Genomic DNA, 22,564 nt, shown 5'->3' with positions numbered 1-22,564 from the left:
ATGAAGATACTGACACGCTACATTCTGAAAGAGCATTTCGCGCCATTTTTCCTGGCCTTCTTCACGATTACATTTCTGCTGATCATAGACCTGGTCCCCAAGATTATCGATCACGTGATCGATAAGGACCTGCCGGTGGCGGTGGTTTTTGAAATCATCGGACTCAATCTGGCCTGGATGCTGGCGCTGTCGGTGCCGATGTCGGTGCTGGTGGCTACTCTCATGGCCTTTGGACGGCTGACTTCGGATTTCGAGATAACCGCTATCAAGGCGTCCGGTATCAACTTGCTACGGATCCTGGTGCCGCTTTTGGCAGCCGGCGCTGTTTTGATGTTCGGCATGATTGAGTTTAATGACCGCATACTGCCCGATCTGAACAAACGGTCGCGGCTGCTCTGGGCCGATATCTCCGCCATGCGTCCAACCCTGGTTTTTCGGTCGGGCGTCTTCATAACCGATATTCCAGGCTATCTGGTTCTTATCGACAAAATCGATCACAGCACCTCCCGCGTCGAAACCGTCAACATCACCGATACTCGGGACAAAACCAAGCCGCAGATAATTGTTGCGGAATACGGATACCTCGAGATGACCGACTATGGAAAAAACATGCGCTTTACGCTATACAATGGCGAGGTTCATTCACTGGACACCAAAGACCCCAACGAATACCGCCGCGTTAGTTTCGAACGGTATGTCAAGAACGTGGCGGATGTTAGCTCGGAATTAGTACGCACAGATTCCGATTATCGCAATGATCGCGAAATGTCCATCACCGACATGCAGTCCAGAGTAGATGCTGCGATAACTGCGACCGGTCCCTTCAGAGAGAGGATGCGTGCGGCCCTGGATGCACGTATTGGCACAGTGCTTTCCGATACCTTGCCTTCAGACAGTACCAAACCACTGAGCGATTCGGCGGCCATGGACCAGGTGCGGCGTGACGCTACCGCTCTGGCACGGCAGACAGACCGCGGCTATCAACAACTGGCATCGCAGCAGAAAATCGCCAACAAATATCAGATCGAAATCTACAAGAAATACTCGATCCCGGCTGCTTCGCTGGCTTTCGTGCTTTTGGGCGCCCCGCTGGGTATCCTTACTCGACGTGGTGGCATGGGTGTCGCAATCGCGATATCCATTGTGCTCTTCATTGTCTATTGGGCTTTTCTGATCGGTGGAGAAGACCTGGCCGACCGCGGCCTGATGTCACCATTTTGGGCGATGTGGATTGCCAATTTTCTCATGGGTGGACTCGGTATCTACTTGATCTATATCGTAGCGACCGAGAAACCGATGCTGGCTTTCTTCCGAAGGAAGCGGTGAGGTGGGTGTGGTCAGAAGAATCGATCGTTACATTCTCAAGCACTTCATCGCAGCCTTGTTCGTGGTTACGGCGGCAATCGGGCTGACCATCATCTCGATTAATGCCGTTGAGGAATTGCGCGACTTCGTCGATCACCAGGTACCGCTTTTGAAGATACTGGAATACTATGTGTACTTCGGGGGATGGGTCATAAAGTCGTTCTTCCCGATGTTCATTCTGTTGGCGGTACTGTTTTCGGTGTCGATTCTGGCCCGTCGGCGCGAACTGCTGGCCATGAAAGCTACCGGACTCTCGCTGTACCGGATCAGCGCGCCGATTCTCCTGATGACATTGCTGTTGGCCGGAGCCCACTTTTGGTACAACGAATATGTGTACCCGCCGGCCAATCAGAAACGGCTCGAGATAAAAGAGTTTACCATCGAAAAAAAATCCAAACGGTCTTTAGACCGTGTGCATAATGTCTACCGTCAGATATCCAAAGGGTATTTCTATACTATCGGAAGTTTCAACGTCGAACGGCGCGAAGGGAATGAACTGAGGGTCTATCGCTCCGAAGGTAATCAACTGAAAGAGATACTGACCGCCGACCGCATAGAGTATGTTGATGCCATCTGGCTGGCTTCCGACGGCGTGGTGAGAACTTTCGATTCCACCGGTGAGACCTTTCGGGAGTTCCCAAGCCTGGAGCTTAAAGACATCCAGGAAACCCCGGATGATTTTTCCAAGAGAATCGGCAAGCCTGAAGATATGGGTTACGACGAACTGAAACGGTACATCGAACTCATGAAACGCACCGGTGGACCCTATGTGCGCGAATCGATCGACCTCGATTTGAAACTGGCCTTTCCGCTGTCGTCTTGTATCGTGGTATTGATCTGCATCCCCTTTGCATCGAATCCGCGACGCGGTGGTATTGCGGTATCGTTCGCCTTGGGGACTTTGGTGTCGCTGGTGTACTTTGTGATGTTTCGCAGTTTACAGTCGGCCGGTTACAACGAGAAGGTGCCGAAAGAACTGGCCGTTTGGGGCGTCAACGGTTTGTTCTTTTTGATAGGAATCATCTCAATGTGGAGAGCGAGGAAGTAATGCCGAACAAAGACCATGAGAAAAACCGGGTGGCCTGGAACGATATGGTCGAAGTACACTGGGACCATCCGGCGCAGAAGCGCAAAGAGTTCCTTGGCGGGCGTTGTTCATTAAAGCCGCTGGAGCTTGAAGCGCTGGGCGATGTTACCGGCAAAAAACTGCTGCATCTCATGTGTCAGTTTGGTCTGGACACTCTCTCGTGGGCGCGTCGGGGCGCCATTGTCACGGGCATCGACATTTCGGATCGGTCGGTAAAGCGGGCCGAGGAACTCAAGAGACTGGCGGGACTCGGGGGACGCTTTTTCCGTAGCGATGTTCTTGATGCCATGGGCGTCATCGATGACAAGTTCGATATTGTGATTCAGACATACGGGACGCAGTGCTGGATATCGGATATGTACAAGTGGGCGCAAGTTGTGGCGCACTATCTCAAGCCAGGCGGGCAGTTCTTCATAGCTGACGATCACCCCATAATATGCTTATGGGAAACTCCGCCGAACTCGTACCTGCACAAAGAGCCTATTCGGTACGCCAATGAGCCCGATTACTGTGACCGCGAGTATATCATCAAAGATGAACGAGTCGAGTTTCAGCACCCGTTGTCACAGATTGTCAACGCGATCATAAAAGCCGGGCTAACACTGGAACACTTGGACGAATACGATCATAGCTACTATCCAATCGAAGCTGACTGGACCGAAAAAGATCGCTATTGGTATCCAGCCGACGGCCCACCGATGTATCCCCTTATGTTCTCGTTGAAAGCGCGCAAGCCTGGATAGGCCTTCCCAGTATATACACAGAAGTGGCATTACTCTAAGGACGGGGGAGCGAGTACGCTCCGATAGCACCCGACCAGAAATCTGTTTCCGACGGATCGATTCCCAGGGGCGCATATCCGAAATCGAAAACGGTCACCTTGACCCAGTGCATCATCCCGGGATAGAGATTGTCGACGTCAAACTCATACTCGTAGTATTTCAAGAAGCCCTCGTCGGTAAAGCGCTCGGGTGTCAACTCGCCGGGCGTGAGGGTGGAGGGGTCGGGTTCATCCGGATATGCCTTGCGAATTGGCGTGGTAGAGCCAAGTTCGGACATATTGAAGTCATGCGGTTCGAACCAGTAAAATGAATCAGGAAAGTCCGGGTGAACGTAGGGGCTACTGCGTGTATAAGATCGGGGAGAGAAATTGGTATCCTCGCACGAATCAGCATACAAGCAGCGCAGGCTGTCAATTGTGTACGGAATGTCGAACAGCACGTATCGACCCGAGTCTTGAGCCCATACCCATTTGTGATAGTCATGAAGGTCATATCCGGCGATGATAGAATACCGATTCCTGACGTTGTCCCGTGCCAGGTAGACACGGTATCCCTCAAAATCCACCACCCCGCTGATCGCATCCGGCGTCGTCTCAGAAAACTGGCCATTGAAGCGAATCCGCAGCCCTTGAATGCGTGATTCAACCCACATGGCCGGGTCCGGCGGGGCCAGGGAATCGGCCACAATGCTGCTATCGACAGGGTTTACCAGTTGTATGTCGAAGTCGGTCGAAGGTGTGGTGGGTTTTTCGAAATCTGCACAAGCTGTGAAGAGTGCAAACAGTATTCCAAATGAATACCAAACAAGTGAGCGAGTCATAGGTACCAGTTCGTTAGGTGTACTTTTGTGTTGATATAATAGACAACAGACCCCGGTTTGTCAAGACCGGGGCCGGTTGAATAGAGCTTGTCACAATCTCATTGAGATAGTCTTGGTTCAGATAGGCATGAGACTCGTCTGCCTACGTCCCCATCTCCCACGAGGCGAGATATTTCTTTTGTTCGGCCGTCAGCCTGTCGATGGAGATACCCATGCTCTTGAGCTTTAGCGATGCAATAGCCGCATCGATCTTCTCCGGTACCGTATACACCTGGCGATTGAGCTTCTTGTGGTTCTTAACGACGTACTCGGCGGCCAACGCCTGATTGGCGAACGACATATCCATCACCGTGGCCGGATGACCCTCGGCGGCCGACAGGTTCACCAAACGACCCTCAGCCAGAATGTTGATCCGCTTGCCGCCGAGCGTGAACTCCTCGACATTGGGACGAACGATACGAGCCTTCTTCGACGCTTTGCGCAGCGCGGGCAGGTCCAGTTCGCAATCGAAGTGACCGGAGTTGCACACGATAGCGCCGTCTTTCATTCTTTTGAAGTGTTCCAGGCGAACGACATGAATGTCGCCGGTGAGCGTCACAAAGAGATCGCCCTGGGGAGCAGCCTTGGCCATGGGCATAACGGTAAAGCCGTCCATGGCCGCTTCGATTGCCTTGACCGGATCGATCTCGGTGACGATCACATTTGCGCCCAGTCCTTTCATGCGAATAGCCAGCCCGCGGCCGCACCAGCCGTACCCGGCCACAACCACCGTAGACCCGGCCAGCAGCATATTGGTGGCGCGAAGGATACCATCAACCGTCGACTGTCCGGTGCCGTAACGATTGTCGAAGAAATGTTTGGTTTTCGAATCGTTGACCGCGACCACCGCGAATTTCAGGGCATTGTCGTTGGCCATCGCCCGCAGTCTAATCACGCCGGTGGTAGTCTCTTCCGTTCCGGCAAGAATGGTGGGGATGAGTTCCTTGCGATCCTGGTGCAGGGTCGAAACCAGATCGGCGCCGTCGTCCATGGTGATATGCGGTTTGAAATCCAGCGCCTGGTGGATATGCTTGTAGTAGGTCTTGTTATTCTCGCCGTGGATGGCGAACACCGAAATACCATACTCCTTAACCAGGGCCGCGGCGGTGTCGTCTTGTGTCGACAGCGGGTTGGATGCACACAAGACGGCGTTGGCGCCACCGGCCTTGAGCGTGCGCATCAGATTGGCCGTTTCGGTAGTGACATGGAGACAGCAGGCCAGGTTGATACCTTTTAGCGGTTTCTCTTTGGTGAATCGTTCGCGGATCAGCCGGAGCACCGGCATGCTGTGTTCGGCCCATTCGATTTTCTGTTTGCCGTCCGCGGCCAGCTTGAGGTTCTTGATATCGTGTTTGACAGCCATATTCTATGCATCCCTCGCCAGTCTTTTGGCTTTATCGGTTTTCTCCCAGGTAAAGTCCTTATCATTCCTTCCAAAATGACCGTAAGCCGCCGTCTTGGAATAGATCGGGGCCAGCAGTTTCAAGTCCTTGATAATCCCGCGCGGCGTCAGGTCGAAGTGTTTACGAATCAGTTGCACGATGCGCTCTTCCGGCACTTTGCAGGTTTCATCGGTGAAGACCATCATCGAGACCGGCTCCGCCACACCGATGGCGTAAGCCAATTGTAGCGTACATTTATCGGCCAGGCCGGAAGCCACTACGTTCTTGGCAATATAACGGGCCATGTAGCTGGCCGAGCGGTCCACCTTTGTGGGGTCCTTACCCGAGAAAGCACCACCACCGTGGCTGGCCATCCCGCCGTAGGTATCCACGATAATTTTACGTCCGGTCATCCCGGTGTCGGATTGCGGGCCGCCGATCACGAATTTACCGGTCGGGTTGATGTAGAACTTGGTTTGCTTGTCAATCATCCGCTTCGGCACGATCGGCTTTACGACTTTGGCAATAATCTCGTCGGCTGCTTTGCGGGTGATTTTCTTGCCGGACCGATCAAGAATCTCTTCGGTATGCTGAGTGGAGATCACGATGGCATCGGCCCGCGCCGGTTTGCCGTTTTTGTATTCAATCGTTACCTGCGACTTGCCGTCCGGACCGAGATAGCCGAGCGTCTTTTTCTTGCGCACATTGGCCAGTTGCTCAGTCAGTCTATGGGCGAGCATTATAGGCATGGGCATAAGTTCCTTTGTCTCACGACAGGCATATCCCGACATCAAGCCCTGATCCCCGGCGCCGCCGGTGTCCACACCCTGGGCAATGTCGGGCGACTGGCTGCCGATAGCGTTGAGGATAGCGCAGGAATTATAGGCGAACCCGTGCTGACTGTCGGTGTAGCCGATATCCTTGACGGTTGCCCGCACCAGGTTGTGGATGTCGACATAAGCGCTGGTGGTGATCTCGCCGCCCACGATCACCAGACCGGTGGTAACGAATGTCTCGCAGGCCACTCGTCCGCGACGATCCTGCTTGAGGACCTCATCGAGTACAGCATCGGATATGCGATCACACAGTTTATCAGGATGGCCTTCCGTGACCGATTCAGATGTAAATAGGAAATTTCCCCCGGACATATAAAACACTCCTTATCGTTGAGAGATGTGGCGGTACTACCGGACGGTCTCTACCCGCCGCGAATCTCCGAGTTTTCACCTATGTTCAGGACTCCCTCGAAGTTCCTTACTATTGCCTTCGGCCCAACCAGGGAATCCTTGATTACTGCATTTTCAAGTACTGCGCCTGCCCCTATGGTCGCGTTGCTGACCGTGCAACCGACAACCTTGGCGCCCGCACCGATAGACACAGACGGCCCCACCGTAGAATTCTCGACCGTCGCGCTGGGGTCTACAAAAACGGGCGGGTGCACCGTGAATTTCGCAGGCCTTTCCGGCTGGTCCAACTTTTCCAGGATAAACCGGTTGGTAGCCAGCAAGGTTTCTTTCTTCCCGCAGTCATACCAATTGGGCACGCTGTGGGTTGCGAATCTGACCCCCCGGCTTATCATAGATGCCAGGGCATCGGTCAACTGAATTTCACCGAAGGTGGTGTGGCCGGACTGCACGAGTCGTTTGAGTTCCTCTTTCAGTACGTCTGAATTGCTACAGTAATACAACCCGATCAGGGCCAGATTTGTTTTCGGTTTCTCAGGTTTTTCTTCGACAGCTTTCACCAAACCACCTGACATTTCCACGATACCGAAGCGCTGCGGGTCCGTAACCTCATGGACACCCAAAACGAATTCCCCGGCAGCCACGAATGCGGCCAGGTCACAATCTACGATTGTATCACCCAGGACTATCAATACCGGGCCTGGAGCCGCTTGTTCCAGGCCCATGTTCACGGCGTAGCCCAAGCCCAATAACCGATCCTGCTCGACAAAACTCGCTTTGAACGAGTAGTTTTCCGTTACGTAACTTCGAATCTGTCCACCGAGATGACCGATCACAAAGATCACTTCATCCACGGAAAGTCCATCAAGCGGCTTGAGAACATGATCCAGAATCGTCCGTCCGCCGACTTCCAGAAGCGGCTTCGGTCGTGAATCGGTGTGGGGTTTTAGCCTCTGGCCAACCCCTGCTACAGGTATGATTACTTTCATTTTCACGCTACTTCAGAAAGCCAATGGTAGGCAATGGCGGTCTATATGACAAGTACTAATTGGGAGGTCTCAGACTGCCTGAGTAAAGTCTAATGAGAACAGGGCATCTCTGCATCGAGTGACAGGTCGATGGGCGTCGAATGTGTGTCCGATGATTCGTCGTCGCTTGCCACCAGCACAGCCTGCGCCCCGGACAACTTCGCGGCATGGGCAAGAACAGTAGTTGCCACAATTACCCCACCCGGTTTCCATGGGCCGATGGCAGGAGCGAAATCGAATTCCTTCACAACTTCCTCCATCTCAAGCTGTCCCTGGTCATCGGGTACCTGCTTTTCAAATGAAATCTGCACCCTGTATTGGTCCGCAATGGCGCTCTCGGCAGTCGTGTAGAGTTCGATACGTGATCGCGACGGCGCCACAGCAACCACTCGATATGCAATCAAGTTCACCGAGGGTTCCGTAAATCGGCCGATCAGATCGCTTACATCGTTGTCGCTGACTTCCAGCCAGGCCAGTAAGGCTCGATCCGGATCGGAAAGTCTCGCCGGTTCGTCATTGTCGTCCAACGCAACCAGGGAGTCCAGCAACTGATGCACCAAAAACTGTTCGGCAAACGCTCTCTGAAGACTATCACCGAAAAGAAAGTGCCGCACAAAATCCAGCCGATCTGCGAGATGCTTACTTAGCGGGGAACAGGTGTACCCGGCATCGACCCGCTCGGTTACTTCTTTCCAGGTGGTGAAGAGAGCAGCCTTTCTTGCCAGTTGCGTATCATCCGGCGCCGAGAAAGCGGCCAAAATGTAGAATCCGGCCGCCTGCGAAAAAAACGGGACACCCTGCTTGGCAAGTTCATCGGCGCGTTGGTGAAACTTACTGCCGAGCCGGGTGATGATCTCTTTCCAATGTTCGTTTTCCAACAACTCCTGGTTCTCAAGATACAAGCGTCCGAACGACTCGGTGATTACATCATAACTGACCAACTGCCCGGCTTCAATCGCGTCCAGCAGTTCACAGGCCTGAGCCGGGAGACCGTGGGGGTTAGTTGTCGTGTCATAGACCGGGGTGTCCTTGTCGTAGCCGCAACCGAATGGGATGGCGATCACGGCCACACACAAGATAGCCGCTACCGTCCCTGTTATTGATCTTGTCACTGTCGAACCCTCCATGACTTTCGGTTGCCGAACAGCATGGTCAGAAAAGATATGAAAACGATCCGATCCAGTCTTCGGAAAGGAATTGCACTCGCCCGATCAGGAGCGAGACACGCCCCATCACGGTGTAGCCGAAGTGAGCGCCGAACGAGATCATTATGAACCAAATACCAACTTTGGCAGTGACACCCAGCACCCCCACATGTTCCTTCGAGAAATAGAAGTAGATCAGGGTCGATATCACACCAACAGCCACGATAATTGCCAGCAGTGCAGTCTCAAGTCCACCGCCGCCACCCAGCGACTGCATAGTTGCCTGCATCTGGGGAAGTACCAGACCGTGAAGTTGTGACACTATAAAGATACCGGCCGTTACACCCATAACAAAGGCCAGCGAGGTGCGCGAGACCCAGCTATACTTTGGGAAAAACCGGGCAAACATAAGAAAGCCCAGAATACCGGGGAAGATCAAAAGCCACTTGCCGCCAACCATCGGGACCCATAGCTGAGTGACAATCACCGTGTCCCAAATAAGACCGACATAATAGCCGGCTGACAGACCGGCGAAAATGTGTTCGGCTACTTTGTAAAGTGGGTTGTCCTTGTACATGAAGCTGAACAAAGACAGCGTGAAAAAGGCAATCACCCAGATTTCAAAAATCTCCCAGCCACTCATGAGGTGAGTCCCCTTTTGTGTTTGCCGAGAATAAAGTAGCTGACGTTGCCCAGCACTACCAAGGCAATGATCAAAAGATGCACCATTGATTGGGCACCCATGCCGACGACTGCTTTTGCTCTCTTGTCGACCAGTATTTCATACTCAGCCGCACCCTTCATGCCGCCCAGAAGCCCAACAAACTGACCGGAGCCGACAAAGGCGTAGTACTTAGGCGCACTGACTGCAGTTGTACCGCATCCCATGGGCACACCGTATTGCGCATTCACAATCGATACCCAATAATCAGCCGTGGCGTTGTCGGCGATCTCAAATATAAAGGACACTTGTTCGTAATTCACAACCGAGTCCATCATAGGTATCTCCGGCAAGGGCGTGCCGGAGTTGTCGGTCGGGAAAATCGATTCTATCGAAGTGCCCATCCCCGACAGAACGGCCACATAGTTGGCCTTATAGCCCAGGTTGACAAAATCCTCACCGTAGACTTTGCCATACTCTTGTGCAATCTCACGGGTCACGGTTTCGGCCATCGATGGGCCACCGAGAGGAATATTGGACAGGGTGATCACCTTGCAGTCTTTGCGCCACATGTGATGGAGGGCGGAGCGGGCCATCGGTTCGCACTCTGCAATTGTAGACGGATAGTAATCGAATACAACCATCACCGTGCAGGAGTCAGGCAGTGCTTCGACGGCGTCGTACAGCATCTGTGCTTCCGGGGTTATACTTATCGGGAAATTAGCCGGGATAACGAACGGGATAACAACAGCCAGTCCTACCATAAGGTAGACCCATCGGCGGTCGATTTGCTCCATCCGTTCCCAGAAATTCATGTGGCTACCCTTTCCCCATGTAAGTTCGTTCGATTCCCAGAATAATGCGCAGCGACATAGATGCAGCGCCCAGCGCGGCGCCGATTATAATTCCCCGCTGTACAGCCAGGTTGGCGCCGTTCATGACATAAGAATTTAAGAATCCGGGGATGTCACCGGGCAGAAGGTTGAGGAACGCTTCGCCCATCGGCACCCGCCACAGCATAACGACCGTTGCCGTCAACAGTAGAATAGTCGACTCGGCGCTTCGGGCGCGGAAAGCGCGATAGGCAGCCGACGCAATGTAGAAAGCAAGTGTGGCAAACATCGTTGCCATCATGGGTGAGTCAAGATAGACAAAAAGCCAATCGTAGATGGACCCTTCGTTGCGTCCGAACAGTGACGACCAGGATTCAGGCAAGATGGCCGGAATGGCCATGGCAAAAATCGAAATCAGAGTGAGTAGCTTGTAGCCCCAGCCCTCTTTGCGCATCTTGACAGCCGACCAGTTGACGCGAGTGATCGAAACGACGCCCAGCAGCAGCGTAAAACCACCGACGATTGTCAGCCAGATGGTCAGCTCTTGTGAGATATCCCCTACAAAGGTCCCCTCACGGAAGAAGAACGACACCACCAGTGCCAAACCGGCTAAGAATGCTACTGCAACTGGTACTGTGGTTTTCATACTCTAAAAGATTCCTGTCGTTCTCTAAACCGATTCAAACCAACTGAAGTAGGTGGCGCCATAACCGAGCGACGCCAAGATAACGCCGACGATAATCCCGAATGCAATCAGCATCTTGACAAAATCCTGACCCTTGAGTCCGCCTAACATGACCGGCTCTTTCGATAAGTAGGCCGAAGCAGCGTACAGTTCTTCGCCCATCAAAGTGTAGTCACAGGCCGCAATGAAGAACGGCAACTGTTCCGGTCGGGCCGTTCCGGCAATCTGAATCGATCCGGCCGCGTTGCCGGTCTCGGCCAATAAAAGCGACTCGGCAAAGAACGCGCCCATGTAGATATTGGTGGCCGGCCGTTCGCGCATCATGTAGCCGTTAACATTGGCTGTAAAGGCGAACTGCTCACCGGCAACATAGCGCACGGTGTCTTTGTCGTAGAAATCTTTTTTGCCCATCTCAACATACGCCTGCTCGACCACTTCCTGCCCGGCAGCCAGTACGAGAGGATAGCGCACCGGAACCATCAGCGGCGTCTCGTACTGGGCGGTGATTCGCGCCACCCGACCGAGAATCGAAATCCCGGCAATCGTCTCGATTTCGTCGAGTTCGGCGATACCGGGGACGAACAGGACCGGACGGCCCATTTCTGTAGCCCGGCCTACCGCTTCTTCGACGGCATCAAGACCGGGAATTTTGCGAAGGAAGAGCGGTTTACCCTTTCGGGCCCAACTGGTGTAAAGAAGAATAGCCGTTGAAAAAACAAAAACCAGGACGAGTGCATTGATCCGCTCGGTGCGAAAGACGCCGGTTGCAGCCTCCTGAGCCAGGACGGTCTGGAAATCGATAGCTATATAGGCTATGATGAAAGCTATTGGGCGGAGGTCGATGTAGTCCCGAATCTTTTGCACGGCGGAATATACGACCTGAAAACCCGATGTCAAATCAAATGTGCGCGTCGTCGGGTGGCCGCCTCAAACCTTGTTTGGGGCGGGAATCCAACTTGCGGCGAGTCACCCCCAAAGCGACTTTGAGGGTGCCACCCGCCGTTGTCAAATCAAATGTGACCGAGTCTGAAGGCTCGGCCATCACAACGCATCCAGTAGGGCAGCATCCCTGCGATGCTGCCGCGCGCGAAGCGCGAAGAAGTGATCTATCACCAAAAAAAGGGACAGGCGCGAGGGCCTGTCCCTGTAAAGTACATATGTGGGGGCGTTACTTCATCAGGATCATCTTCTTGGTCTGCTCAAAGTCAGACGTCGTGATCCGGTAGAAGTAGATACCAGAACCAACAGCGCTGCCGCTTTCGTCGGTACCGTTCCAAACTGCCTCGTGCGTACCGGCTTGGAAGTGACCGTTGGCAATCGTGGCCACTTTTTGTCCGAGCACGTTGTAGACGGCCAGTTCAACCATACCGGCGGACGGCAGGTTGTAGCTGATCGTGGTGGCCGGGTTGAACGGGTTCGGGTAGTTCTGAGCCATGCTGTAGCTGTCCGGTAGTAGGTCGTCGGCCGACAAGCTGCCCAGGCTGACACGAGTACCGGTGCCGCTGTAGGTCAGGTCGGATGCTACACGTTCACCATCGATCCGAACGTTGAGCTGGTCGCCGTTTTTCGGATAACGGTCGTTCTCAGCATCGTAACCATAGATCGAGGTAAACTTCAGGATACCGTCGTTGTACACACCGGAACCACAGAGGACACCCTTTTCGGTGAAGACCTCAACAGTAGCGCCTGAGCGTACCGGTGTGCCGTCGACTTCAAGATTGGCGCCGTAGACCGACATCCAGTTGCGTGACGGAGCCACACCAACCGATGCAGCCAGCGAACCACGATTGTCACCACGCGGGGTAGCGAATGTACCACCGGAGAAGCCGGGGTATTCCAGCATATCGTCGTTGATGACCTTGACCCAATAACCGAAGCCGGGGTACAGGTAGTCAAGTGACTGGTGAAGCGGGTCGCCGGGGATATAGTCGGCGGCGGCGCCGTCAAAGCCGTAAGCAACCAGCAGGTTGTCGGTAGCCAATAGCGAAGCGAAACCGTCATCCACCGGCAGGACATCCTCGGGCCAGTAGCTGACCAGGTTCCAACCGGAGTAGACCATAATCGCTTCGTTGGGGCTGATGATTCCGCCGCAGATCTCAAAGCTGACCGGGCAGCTCACACGCAGCCAGTAGCCGTGATGGTAGTCAACGGAACCGAGCGTCGAGAACTCAGGCAGAGCAGGATCATAGGTTAGACCACCGCGATCGAAGCCAAGCACCACGTCGACACACTCAGAGATGTCGGCGATAGCATTGCCGATATCGTCAGAGTAAGCGACGTTCCATGAGATCAGATGCCAGCCGGCATCCAGATCGAAAGCGATGCAGGTTTCGTCCGGCACGATAGTGAAGTCACACACCATGAAGACAGCGCCGTTCTCAGTCCAGATGAGTGGAGAGTCGGGATCAACGGCAACACCGTTGATATGGATCCACATCAGGTCACCGGGGTCGGCGCCTTCATCGACGTCGGCGGTGTAGATGTCGTCGGCATAGATCAGAATCATGCCATACGAACCGTCGGGCTGAACTTCGCCCATGCCGCACAGGACACCGTCGGGATCGTAGACGGTGATAATGTCACCGGGACTCAACGGTACACCTTCGAGCATCGGCTCGGGGCAATAGATATTGATCCAGCGATCAGTCGGGGTGACAACCTGGTCGTCGGTCACACAGATGGTCTCTGTCGCTGTTGATTGGCGACCGCAACCATCGGTCATCACCAAAGTGACGTCAAAGCAACCGATGGACTCATAAATGTGCATCGGGCTTGTCTCGACACTGGTGTTTCCATCACCGAAGTCCCAACTATAAGTCGCTTCGTCGGTGTCGTCGCTGGAACAGTTCGAGAATGTCACTTCAAGCGGCACCGTGCCTTCCATCGGATCGGCAGTGAAACAGGCTACAGGAGCGTCGTAGGAGTCGACACCGTAATCGATAACACAAGTTTCACTTCCGCAGGTGTTGGAAGCGGTAACAGTGAAGTTGTAGGTTGTGCCGGGCTCGGCCAAGAAGCAGAGCTGACCATCAGCCCAGGTTGCGCCGCCGTCGACGACAACTTCATCGGCGTTCTCGATGGGCAGGTCCAGACAAAGCTCGGCCGGCTCACACAGAGTAGCGAAGTTCTCAGCCGGTGGGCAGGTCATGACGACTGCCGGCGGCTGATTGACTTCGACAACGAAGCTACACTCAGTCGCACCACAAGCGTTGGTAGCGGTCAGTGTAATCTCGTGTGGACCGAAGCTATCAGGCAGGAAAGTGAAAACACCGTTGCCGTAGCTTCCCTCTGAAACCGTCACCTGGTCGGCATTGGTGACACCGATGGTAACGGTAATCGCGCCGAGTTCACACATTTCGAGTTGAATGGGACCGCTCGGGCAGTCAACAACCGGCAGCGGGCAATCCGCAATGTTGATCAACACGGTGCAACTAGATTCGCCACACTCGTTGGTGGCGGTAACGACAACCGTGAATTCACCGATTTGGCTTCCGTCGAAACAAAGCTCTCCATCGGCCCAGGTTGCCGGCAGATTAGGAGAGTCAACGTTGACCGAAACTGCTCCCTGAATGTCCAGATCGACACAGATATTACCTTGGGTCTGGGTCGCAGTAATCGGTACGTCGGGACAAGCGATTTCCGGAACGTCTTTGATCGTAACATTGACGGACAGATCGCAGATAGCCTCGCCGCAGCCGTTGGTTGCAGTGACATTGAAGTTAACCAGACCACTGGCTTCAGCGTTGAAACAAAGCTGTCCGTCGGCCCAAGTGGCACCTTCGACCACCACATCATCAGCACCGGCGATGACCAGCGGTACACAAACTTCACCCGGACCGCAACGTTCGGCGGCCAGTTCGACCTGCGGACACTCGATAACCGGGTCCGAACCCATGGACACGTTCACCACGACAGAACAGAAATCGTCGCCGCAGGAGTTGGTGGCGTTCACGCCAAAGACATATTCACCCGGTTCGGTGGCCGTGAAGCAGAGTTGACCATCAGCCCAGGCGCCGCCGCCGCTCGAGGTAACCTCATCAGCATTGTCTATCGGCAGGTCAATACAGACCTGACCCTGGCCGCAGATGAAGGCATCCACCGGACCGTCGGGACAGGTGATCGACGGAGCCAATCCGCCGCCACCGGCACAAACGCGGATGGTAAAATTGTGACTGAAAGACGTGTGCGAGTAGGACCAGTCCATGGTTTCAAAGTTGTCTACAAGCACGTTGCCGGATTCATCCAGCAGCGAGATTTTGTAGCAACCCGGGTTGACCAGGAATTGGCTCGGAAGAACGATCGTGAACAGTCCCTGAGCATTCGACTCAATCGTCAATCCGAACTCCTTGCAGAGAGTGCTGAAGGGAGACCGGATATCCATGTTGAACTCACTCTGGAGTTCACCCCATTCCGGATGATCGAAATAAGCGCGAATATAGTCGCCCGGAGGAGCCGGCGGCTCAAATTCATCTATGCCGGCATCGTAGCAATCGGTGGCCTGATCACTAAGACCAAAAGCAGTACTCTGGTCGCTGACCGAACCACCATCGGTCACCCACAGGACAGCATCAAGGGACGGACCGCCGGGAGCGGGCACATCCGGAACTACCAAGGTGACAGTCACTATCTGACCCGAGTTGGTAGCACCATCAGCCGTCACTGTGACCCAGCCTGAGTGAGTACCCGGACCGGGCATGAGACTCTCGTTGACGGATAACGGGATATCAATCGGCGTCGTGCCATCGAGTACCGGCATATCAAGCCACGGAACGTTGGCGCTGACACTAATATCATGCGCGCAGCTTTCGGAACTGACATTGAAGCTCTTCGGGCCGAGGTCCGGAGCACATTCATCAGCGTCAAACTCCATCAGGTTGGTCGAAAGCACGATGGCCGAAGCCGCCGCCGCGGTGACTGTGAATCCGTCCGGCAGCATATCCGGAGGAGCGGTCGGGGAGTCGACGGTAACGTCGTACAAGCCGGTCGCAGCGTCGTGGGCAAAGTTGAAAGTAGCCTGCACCGAGGTGGTGCTGATCACCTGCACACTGCTGGCGGCAATAGTCGGAGAACCGCTTGAGTGCGTCAGGAATACATCGGGATTCGTGACTTCAGAACCCTGCACCGATTGCCAATCGGTATTCGCGCCGGTAATTGTTACGACCAGACCCTCATCGCACTGTGCCGCCGTGTTCGGATCAACGGATACGATCACCGGTTCGGCGGGTGCTTCGATTGTGAATGGGTTACTCGTGGCACAATCGGATGTACCGGTGCAACAGACCCGCACCACCACGTTGCCTGACTCGACATCAGGCACCGTCCAGCTGAAAGTACCGGTGTTGGTGGAACCGGTGGATATGGCAGTGAAGGCGCCACCATCGACCGAATACGAGATATCGACAGTATTGCATTCGGCACAATCGGTCGTGGTGTAGGTGATATTATGCATCGTCCCGGACGTCCAGGACTCGCCACCTGCGGGTGAGGTTACGGCAACAGCACAAGCAGCCGGCGGTCCTACGGTGAAACAATGAGGACCATCCCATCCCGGGAATACATCGGGACCAGCCCATTTCCACACCCCGCTGGGTGGGTAGAACGATGAATCAAGACAAATCTGTTTGCCGATTGAGGATTCAGGAATGGGGCCGATGTCGAGCGAATAAACAACATCGTCAAAACCGGCGGCCAGTCCCGGTCCAAAGAACCTAAAGCCACCGAAACCGATCGTGTCGGCGCCTTCTCCGGTGACACTGAAGGGGCTGATGAAGAAGCCACCGTCAAATTGGGCTTTGCCCAACGGTCCCAGAGTGTCGCCCACCATTGGGTTCCAGGTAGCACCGTCGTCTGAGTAGGCGCGGAAGCCATTCGTGGCGCCACCGTGGGAGTCCCCATCACCGGTGAGGCGAAGATAGAAAGTTACCGGCACACCAGTGTTCAGGTGGTCGGCGTCGAGCAGGCCGTCGGTGTGGTCCAGCGACAATGACTGTGCGCCGGCCAGACCACAGACTCCGAAAACCATGATCGACAGGAGAACGAAAAAGCGTAGCTTCATCCGTAAAACCTCCGTGAATAAGTTGTTAGAAATTCTGATTGTATTTGCAAATCAAAGAAACAGCCCGGGGGGCTTTCCATCTCGTAGTTCCAACCTTCAAACGACAGCGGACTATCCGACCTATCTGTCAGACACAACAAAGGCGACCTCACCGAATTCCTCCCGGCGGGCGTAGTATTGGGGCCGGACGGCAAATCGCCATAAACTGCCGAAACCGGCCGATAAGGGCCCATCCCTGAGAGAACTAACGATAGTTCTGGTGTCTCCGGGAACTGTTTACGTTTGGCAATAGCTGCGATCAATTCATTTCCCTCTGAACAAGTCAGATCAGTTAATGTATTTCAGCACAGCCAGCTAAGTTAGACCAACAACAGTAAAACGAGGACCAAGGCCCAGCGGCTAAAAGCCGATAGGCCGCTCTTCGCAGGACAATATAGGGTTGCACTCACAATTGTCAAGGCCAAACGGCCCAAACGGGCGGCCCAACAGGCTTCTGAGCCGCCCAAGGCCGACTTCGAGACCGTCCGGACACCTAACCGAGTTCATAACCTGTCCTCTCGCAACAGAATAAGCGACTGATAAGGCCCTGTTCATTTTATCAACAACATTTTGCGACTCTGTACAAATCGACCCGATTCCAATCGGTAGAAGTAGACGCCCGATGATACCTCCGACCCCCGGTCACTGCGTCCGTTCCAGGTGACCTCATGCCATCCGGCCCGCCGGAATCCCTCTACCAAGGTGGCAACTCGTTGTCCCAACAGGTTGTACACAGCCAGCCGAACCTGACCCGGTTGCGGCAGTCCGTAGGCGATAGTTGTGGCCGGGTTGAACGGATTGGGGTAATTGTCGGCCAGCATGTAATCTGACGGGATTTCGGCGATACTTGCGCCGTCTCGGTTCGCAACCACAGAGTATTCGCCCGGTTCGAGCTTAACCGTGCTGTCATCGTCAAGAGTACGTATGCTTCGACCCTGGCTGTTGACTAAAGTGATACTGTAACCATGTTGTGTAAGTGCTGATATATTAGCGAACTCCACTGCTGTACTTTCATCCCCTTGTACCCTCAGATGCCATATTAGTTCGTCCTCAAACGACCTCATATCTATCCGGAGTCGGTTCCACATCGGCTCTTGTTCCGCCACTATCACGAGACCCGTGGAAGCTCCGGGCGCGGGCGGAGGGCTGGGCAGATCGAACCTCGGGTCGAAGTCGCTGGTGGCCTCACTGTGTACCCCGATTTGGATAGCTGGCGAAATGCCCTCTAAACTGATCGTCACTTTCTGGTCGCCTGATGCCGCGAACAGGTCGGTCATAGGTTCACGTTCCGGAGCTGGTGGTTCCGGATACCAACAGATTTCCAATCCCTCCACCAGAACCGCCAACCAGGCAGCGTCGCCGCCATTCACGGCCCAGTCCATGTCGTATCCGCTACCGTTCCAAACCATAAGCTGGCCCAGAATCCAGCCGTTTGAAACCGCGTAGTTGTATGAGCGTGAGACACCAGGCGCCTCGGCTATTGAGAACTCAGCGTCCGGAAGATAGGCAAAGTTCAGAAACGGTGAGCCGATCATATTCCAGCCGAGATGGGGATTCGTGCAGTATGATGTCAAGCCAGGTGAACAGTCTATACCTTCATAATCTACTCTGTCAGTCTCCGGAGCCAGCAGCCAGTATCCTTCGTCGCATCCATTCAAATGAGTGGGGCTATAATATGAATTGCCATTCCAACCATAGAGCTGCCAGTATGGGAAATCATCTCCGTATACTTCGGATGGCAGTTGCGCACCCAAATCTAAAGGAGCCGACACCATGTTCCAACCCTGGTCGCAGTCGAAGGCGTATGGATTGAGTGTGGGGCAACCCTTCAATTCCGTTTCATACAAATCTGATTCGTCACCCGGAAGGCCGAACTGGGGCGCACCGTAGTCGGTTCTGGTTACGTTCACCCAATAGCACTGATCGGGCAAGAGGTTGTCGATAATCATCTCGTACTCGAAGTACTTCAGGTATCCGTCCGGCGTGAGTTCCGATGGGTCGACAAGATCAGGATCGAGGTTACTGGGGTACGGCTGACCGGGGAAACGTTTCACAATCAGAGTATTAACGCCGAGTTGGCTTTTGTTCAAATCAAACGGCTCAAAGTGAAAAGCTGAATCAGGGAAGTCGGGATGGATAAACGGACCGCCATAAATGTAATCGTTGGGGTCGAATGTCTCATCGTCACACCCCTCGCCGTAAAGACATCGCAACTCCTCAAGCGTCATCGGATAATCCCGGAGTTCCCAGGCTTCCAAATCGAAGTTAAAGACATACTTTAGATAGTCATTGATATCGTATGATTCTACTTCAGTATATGACCCTGGCGTGCCGTCGGGGGAGAGGTAGACACGGTAACCTTCAAAGTCGACCTGACCGGTCAGCAGATCCGCCTGAGTCTCAGCTTGCACACCATTCCATCGGACCCAAAGGGCCTCGTCCTTCGGGGCAACCCAAACCATGTCCTGCCCGTCCGAACTTAGTGTGGCTGAGAAATCCGGGACGCCGTCCCCTTCATAGAAAACGGTATCGCACTCTAAATACTCCCACTCGACTTCGCCCGTTCCAGGGTGGGTGTGGGGAGTCGAGTCTGAGCAGCAGACACGAAACTTGCCAAAGTAGCCGTCCCCATCGGTGTCGACACCGGGATTGTCATAAACCCAGTCGGCCCACCGGGCATTGTGGGCCAGATCGGAAAAGTCAAGATTGCTGTAGTACGCATCCGGATTATCCGGCAGATTCGCAATGTTTCCGGCGCTCGTATGGAAGTTTTCGCCTGCCACATAGGCCACTGTCACCGGCAAAGTCTGGCCCGGCTGAATGTCCCAGGGACCGAACGACAATAGATAGCGAGTGTCAAAACCATCGGCGAAATCGTCGGCGACAGCCTGATTAGGATACAGCCAGTTTGGATCGCTTTCCGGAATCGTAGCGGTGAACGCCTGATCGTAATCAAATTCCGGGTGACTCATAATATAGTGCTTATTGTGATCACCTTCGGGTGTCCCGAGACCACCGGTTCCGAAATCACGAAAAGGGTCCTCCGTCGTTCCTCTGAGTCGTGGGCCGAAGTCGAGCGCTCCGTTCCCATTGCTAGCCCACCAATTGAAACTGTACTGCATGTCATCCGCCGGCACACCCAGCGGCGCCAGTCCGGTTACATGCGGCGCCGGCACGGGACTGAAGAAGTCGCCGTCGTTGTCGGCGCTCCAGGCGATATTGACCGTGTCGATAAACTCACAGCTGCCCTGTTGAGTTGGGTAGGTCTGGAGGAAGCCACTCAGGTCATCGGCATAACCGGCGGTATGGCTGCAGTCCCGACAGATGTCGGCGTCGACATATATCCCCAGGTAGACTTGGCTCAGTTGTTCCGCCCCAATATTCTCCACTTCGAAATTCATCAGGACGAAGTCCTCCGTCCACGGATGTGTCCAGGCGTAGGAAGTCTGGGTTACCTGGATATCCAGTGGCACATGAGGCCGGCCGCTCCAGTCGGCTGGAACGCCGTCGGTAAAAGTATCCATGTACACACCGATGTAATCTTCCTGTGACACTGCATCTATGTATAAAGGGCTGTCCGGATCAAAGGTTGATCGTTTGACCATGCCGCCAAACGGTATCTCGTCGGGAGACATTTCCCGACCCGGGCGCCAGCCATCGGCTCCGACAGAAACAAGAGTATCGTGACCGCGTGTGGAGCCTATCCATAAGGCTCCGGCAAATAGATACTCCGCGCCCGAGCCTCGTGGATACTCACAGGAGTGGAAAATCGGATCACCGGTAAAAAAGTCTGTCTGAACAGCATTGTAGAAACCCTTACCCAGGGTTCCGGCGTTGTTCACGGCCAGGCCGATCTTGCCCACCCGGTGGGCCGCTATATTGTAATGAGGTGTCACGGCTGGTGCCTTATTGGCCGTTCCACCGTCATCGGCAGCCGTGCGCGCCCCGAGTTCTTCTAAAGTGCCGAAAACCAGCACCAGTAGCAACGTTGTCGAGATTACCTTACAGACCCTCATGTCTCCTCCTCCGACCTTGATTCGTGCGAACTAACTAGTCCAGCGAGAACGCTCATAATATAGGGCAAAACAGTGTTTTGTCAAATTGTCGAGAGTTAGAACGACGATAAGGTGTCCGTGCTCACCGTATCGTCGAATGTCATTTCGCTCCCTGAGGCTGGGTAGCTATAGGGTAGACGGACCAGTTGCGAAACTGTTTAATGTTGAATCGAAAATGTCAATTCTGCAAGGTGTCCAATCAGAACGCCACTCCGAAACCAAATCCAAACCGCAACTGGTGGGTGCTGGTCTCGTAATCGATTCCCGGGTAAGTCGTGCCGGCGCGGACAATCTGTTCTTCGCCGGTATCCGGGTCGTAATAGATTTCGTCACGATACCATGTCTGCGTCTGAGAGCCCGAAGCGCTGTGCTTGACATACTCGAATTGTCCCGAAAAGAACGGCCGCACCGAGCCATGCTGAGTCAGCAGCAAGCGCGCCTTGGCCTGCGCAAGAAAAGCCCAGCCGGTGGTGGAGGCTTCAGCCGTCTTACCGCGCAACACATGGTCGTCAAGATCGGAGGCCATCAGTCGTCCCAATGCCAGCTGAGTTCCCATCGATAGTTGCCAACTCGGAATCACATTCAACCGCATACCCACTTGAGGCAGTTTATAGGTCGCCTTGTAATAACCCACTTTCACATTCGAGCTTTTTGAGACATCATGGGCCAGGCCGTCATTACGCACCTGCCAGCCATCGTAGCCCATCACGTCAAACTCAATTCGATTATAATGAAACCCGGCCATCGCAGCCAGTTGCACTTTTGGTCGCTGCAAGATCGACATTGCCGCTTCCAGTTTCAAAAGCAGGTAATTCGTTTTTGTCCGCGACTCCGTCCAACTCCATTTGAAACTTTCTGTACCCAAGGGATCAAACCACCAGTCGTGATCCTCCATTTTGGTGCTGGGGTCGGTTACGCTCATAATGGCGCTGCCGTTAAACGTTAGCGTTTTTCCGGACGAAGTCTTGGTTTCGGCCACAATGTCGAATCCGGTAAGGGTCATATCTACCGGAAACTCCAATTGACTGCGGCCGCCCAGCAGAACGGTGTCACCGTCCTGGTCAATGGCCAGGCCCACGAATTGGATCGTATAATCCGTTTTGCCGGTATTGAATAGCAGCACCGGAGAAGCTTCGATTTTGAATTTCCCTTCAGCCTGAGCCGCCGATGAGATTGCTGCTGATATTAGCAAGACAGTAATGAGGCACTTTTTCATCGCTGTATATCCTCCACGTAGTTTTTGCTCGACCAACGCACCCATGATACAAAACGTTCAACGGCTCGTCAACGTTGTAACCGGGCGGTGATAAATCACTTCTTCGCGCTTCGCGCGTTACTCATGTCGTCCTGAGCGGAGTCGAAGGGTGATAAATCACTTCTTCGCGCTTCGCGCGTTACTCATGT

The 22,564-nt window shown here is 54.1% G+C and carries 15 protein-coding genes; 3 read left to right on the top strand and 12 right to left on the bottom strand.

Going from position 1 to position 22,564, the window contains the following annotated elements:
• Genes OEV49_14035 through OEV49_14025 form a run of 3 tightly spaced genes read left to right on the top strand, consistent with a single transcriptional unit; the run spans position 1 to position 3,195 of the window.
• Entirely contained in the window at positions 1-1,326 is a 1,326-nt protein-coding gene (locus tag OEV49_14035) for an LptF/LptG family permease (protein MDH3892194.1), read from the top strand.
• Between the two features lie 7 nt (positions 1,327-1,333).
• Positions 1,334-2,413 carry an LptF/LptG family permease gene (locus OEV49_14030; GenBank protein ID MDH3892193.1) on the top strand — a complete coding sequence of 360 codons (1,080 nt, stop codon included), beginning with the start codon at positions 1,334-1,336 and terminating at the stop codon, positions 2,411-2,413.
• Positions 2,413-3,195: a class I SAM-dependent methyltransferase gene (locus OEV49_14025; protein ID MDH3892192.1), complete on the top strand. Its 783-nt coding sequence runs from the start codon at positions 2,413-2,415 to the stop codon at positions 3,193-3,195. The genes OEV49_14030 and OEV49_14025 overlap by 1 nt, the downstream gene beginning before the upstream one ends.
• A gap of 34 nt (positions 3,196-3,229) precedes the next feature.
• Here OEV49_14025 and OEV49_14020 read toward each other — a convergent pair whose 3' ends face one another.
• From OEV49_14020 to OEV49_13965, 12 genes are all read right to left on the bottom strand, one after another.
• Positions 3,230-4,054, bottom strand: a complete 825-nt coding sequence (locus OEV49_14020; GenBank protein MDH3892191.1) for a hypothetical protein — start codon at positions 4,052-4,054, stop codon at positions 3,230-3,232.
• A 142-nt stretch (positions 4,055-4,196) separates the two neighbouring features.
• Positions 4,197-5,456: an adenosylhomocysteinase gene (ahcY, locus tag OEV49_14015; GenBank protein MDH3892190.1), complete on the bottom strand. Its 1,260-nt coding sequence runs from the start codon at positions 5,454-5,456 to the stop codon at positions 4,197-4,199.
• A gap of 3 nt (positions 5,457-5,459) precedes the next feature.
• The gene (metK, locus tag OEV49_14010; protein MDH3892189.1) at positions 5,460-6,623 is read right to left on the bottom strand and encodes a methionine adenosyltransferase; all 1,164 of its coding nucleotides are present in this window, start codon (positions 6,621-6,623) and stop codon (positions 5,460-5,462) included.
• Positions 6,624-6,673: 50 nt separating this feature from the next.
• Entirely contained in the window at positions 6,674-7,648 is a 975-nt protein-coding gene (locus tag OEV49_14005; protein MDH3892188.1) for a sugar phosphate nucleotidyltransferase, read from the bottom strand.
• 89 nt (positions 7,649-7,737) lie between these two features.
• The gene (locus tag OEV49_14000) at positions 7,738-8,799 is read right to left on the bottom strand and encodes a hypothetical protein (GenBank protein ID MDH3892187.1); all 1,062 of its coding nucleotides are present in this window, start codon (positions 8,797-8,799) and stop codon (positions 7,738-7,740) included.
• Positions 8,800-8,839: 40 nt separating this feature from the next.
• Positions 8,840-9,475, bottom strand: coding sequence for a hypothetical protein (locus OEV49_13995; GenBank protein ID MDH3892186.1), 636 nt, complete (start codon positions 9,473-9,475; stop codon positions 8,840-8,842).
• The gene (locus tag OEV49_13990) at positions 9,472-10,308 is read right to left on the bottom strand and encodes a hypothetical protein (protein MDH3892185.1); all 837 of its coding nucleotides are present in this window, start codon (positions 10,306-10,308) and stop codon (positions 9,472-9,474) included. Before OEV49_13990 ends, OEV49_13995 begins: the two co-directional genes overlap by 4 nt.
• A gap of 4 nt (positions 10,309-10,312) precedes the next feature.
• On the bottom strand, positions 10,313-10,972 hold the full coding sequence (locus OEV49_13985; protein MDH3892184.1) for a hypothetical protein: 660 nt from the start codon (positions 10,970-10,972) through the stop codon (positions 10,313-10,315).
• 24 nt (positions 10,973-10,996) lie between these two features.
• Positions 10,997-11,875: a hypothetical protein gene (locus OEV49_13980; GenBank protein ID MDH3892183.1), complete on the bottom strand. Its 879-nt coding sequence runs from the start codon at positions 11,873-11,875 to the stop codon at positions 10,997-10,999.
• A 304-nt stretch (positions 11,876-12,179) separates the two neighbouring features.
• Complete coding sequence (locus OEV49_13975) at positions 12,180-17,066, bottom strand: PKD domain-containing protein (protein MDH3892182.1); 4,887 nt, start codon at positions 17,064-17,066, stop codon at positions 12,180-12,182.
• 590 nt (positions 17,067-17,656) lie between these two features.
• Positions 17,657-21,121 (bottom strand): T9SS type A sorting domain-containing protein, encoded by a 3,465-nt coding sequence (locus tag OEV49_13970; GenBank protein ID MDH3892181.1) that lies wholly within the window; start codon positions 21,119-21,121, stop codon positions 17,657-17,659.
• Positions 21,122-21,359: 238 nt separating this feature from the next.
• The gene (locus OEV49_13965) at positions 21,360-22,376 is read right to left on the bottom strand and encodes an omptin family outer membrane protease (GenBank protein ID MDH3892180.1); all 1,017 of its coding nucleotides are present in this window, start codon (positions 22,374-22,376) and stop codon (positions 21,360-21,362) included.
• Positions 22,377-22,564 lie beyond the last annotated feature (188 nt).

The organism is Candidatus Zixiibacteriota bacterium (assembly GCA_029860345.1).
GTDB lineage: Bacteria > Zixibacteria > MSB-5A5 > GN15 > FEB-12 > JAJRTA01.
The sequence above is the reverse complement of the archived record's forward strand: the minus strand, read 5'-3'. Positions and strand labels throughout refer to the sequence as shown.

Coding starts and splice junctions, on each gene's coding strand:
- OEV49_14035 (MDH3892194.1), top strand. CDS start 1: ATGAAGATACTGACACGCTACATTCTGAAAGAGCATTTCGCGCCATTT.
- OEV49_14025 (MDH3892192.1), top strand. CDS start 2,413: ATGCCGAACAAAGACCATGAGAAAAACCGGGTGGCCTGGAACGATATG.
- OEV49_14020 (MDH3892191.1), bottom strand. CDS start 4,054: ATGACTCGCTCACTTGTTTGGTATTCATTTGGAATACTGTTTGCACTC.
- ahcY (MDH3892190.1), bottom strand. CDS start 5,456: ATGGCTGTCAAACACGATATCAAGAACCTCAAGCTGGCCGCGGACGGC.
- metK (MDH3892189.1), bottom strand. CDS start 6,623: ATGTCCGGGGGAAATTTCCTATTTACATCTGAATCGGTCACGGAAGGC.
- OEV49_14005 (MDH3892188.1), bottom strand. CDS start 7,648: ATGAAAGTAATCATACCTGTAGCAGGGGTTGGCCAGAGGCTAAAACCC.
- OEV49_13995 (MDH3892186.1), bottom strand. CDS start 9,475: ATGAGTGGCTGGGAGATTTTTGAAATCTGGGTGATTGCCTTTTTCACG.
- OEV49_13990 (MDH3892185.1), bottom strand. CDS start 10,308: ATGAATTTCTGGGAACGGATGGAGCAAATCGACCGCCGATGGGTCTAC.
- OEV49_13985 (MDH3892184.1), bottom strand. CDS start 10,972: ATGAAAACCACAGTACCAGTTGCAGTAGCATTCTTAGCCGGTTTGGCA.
- OEV49_13975 (MDH3892182.1), bottom strand. CDS start 17,066: ATGAAGCTACGCTTTTTCGTTCTCCTGTCGATCATGGTTTTCGGAGTC.
- OEV49_13970 (MDH3892181.1), bottom strand. CDS start 21,121: ATGAGGGTCTGTAAGGTAATCTCGACAACGTTGCTACTGGTGCTGGTT.
- OEV49_13965 (MDH3892180.1), bottom strand. CDS start 22,376: ATGAAAAAGTGCCTCATTACTGTCTTGCTAATATCAGCAGCAATCTCA.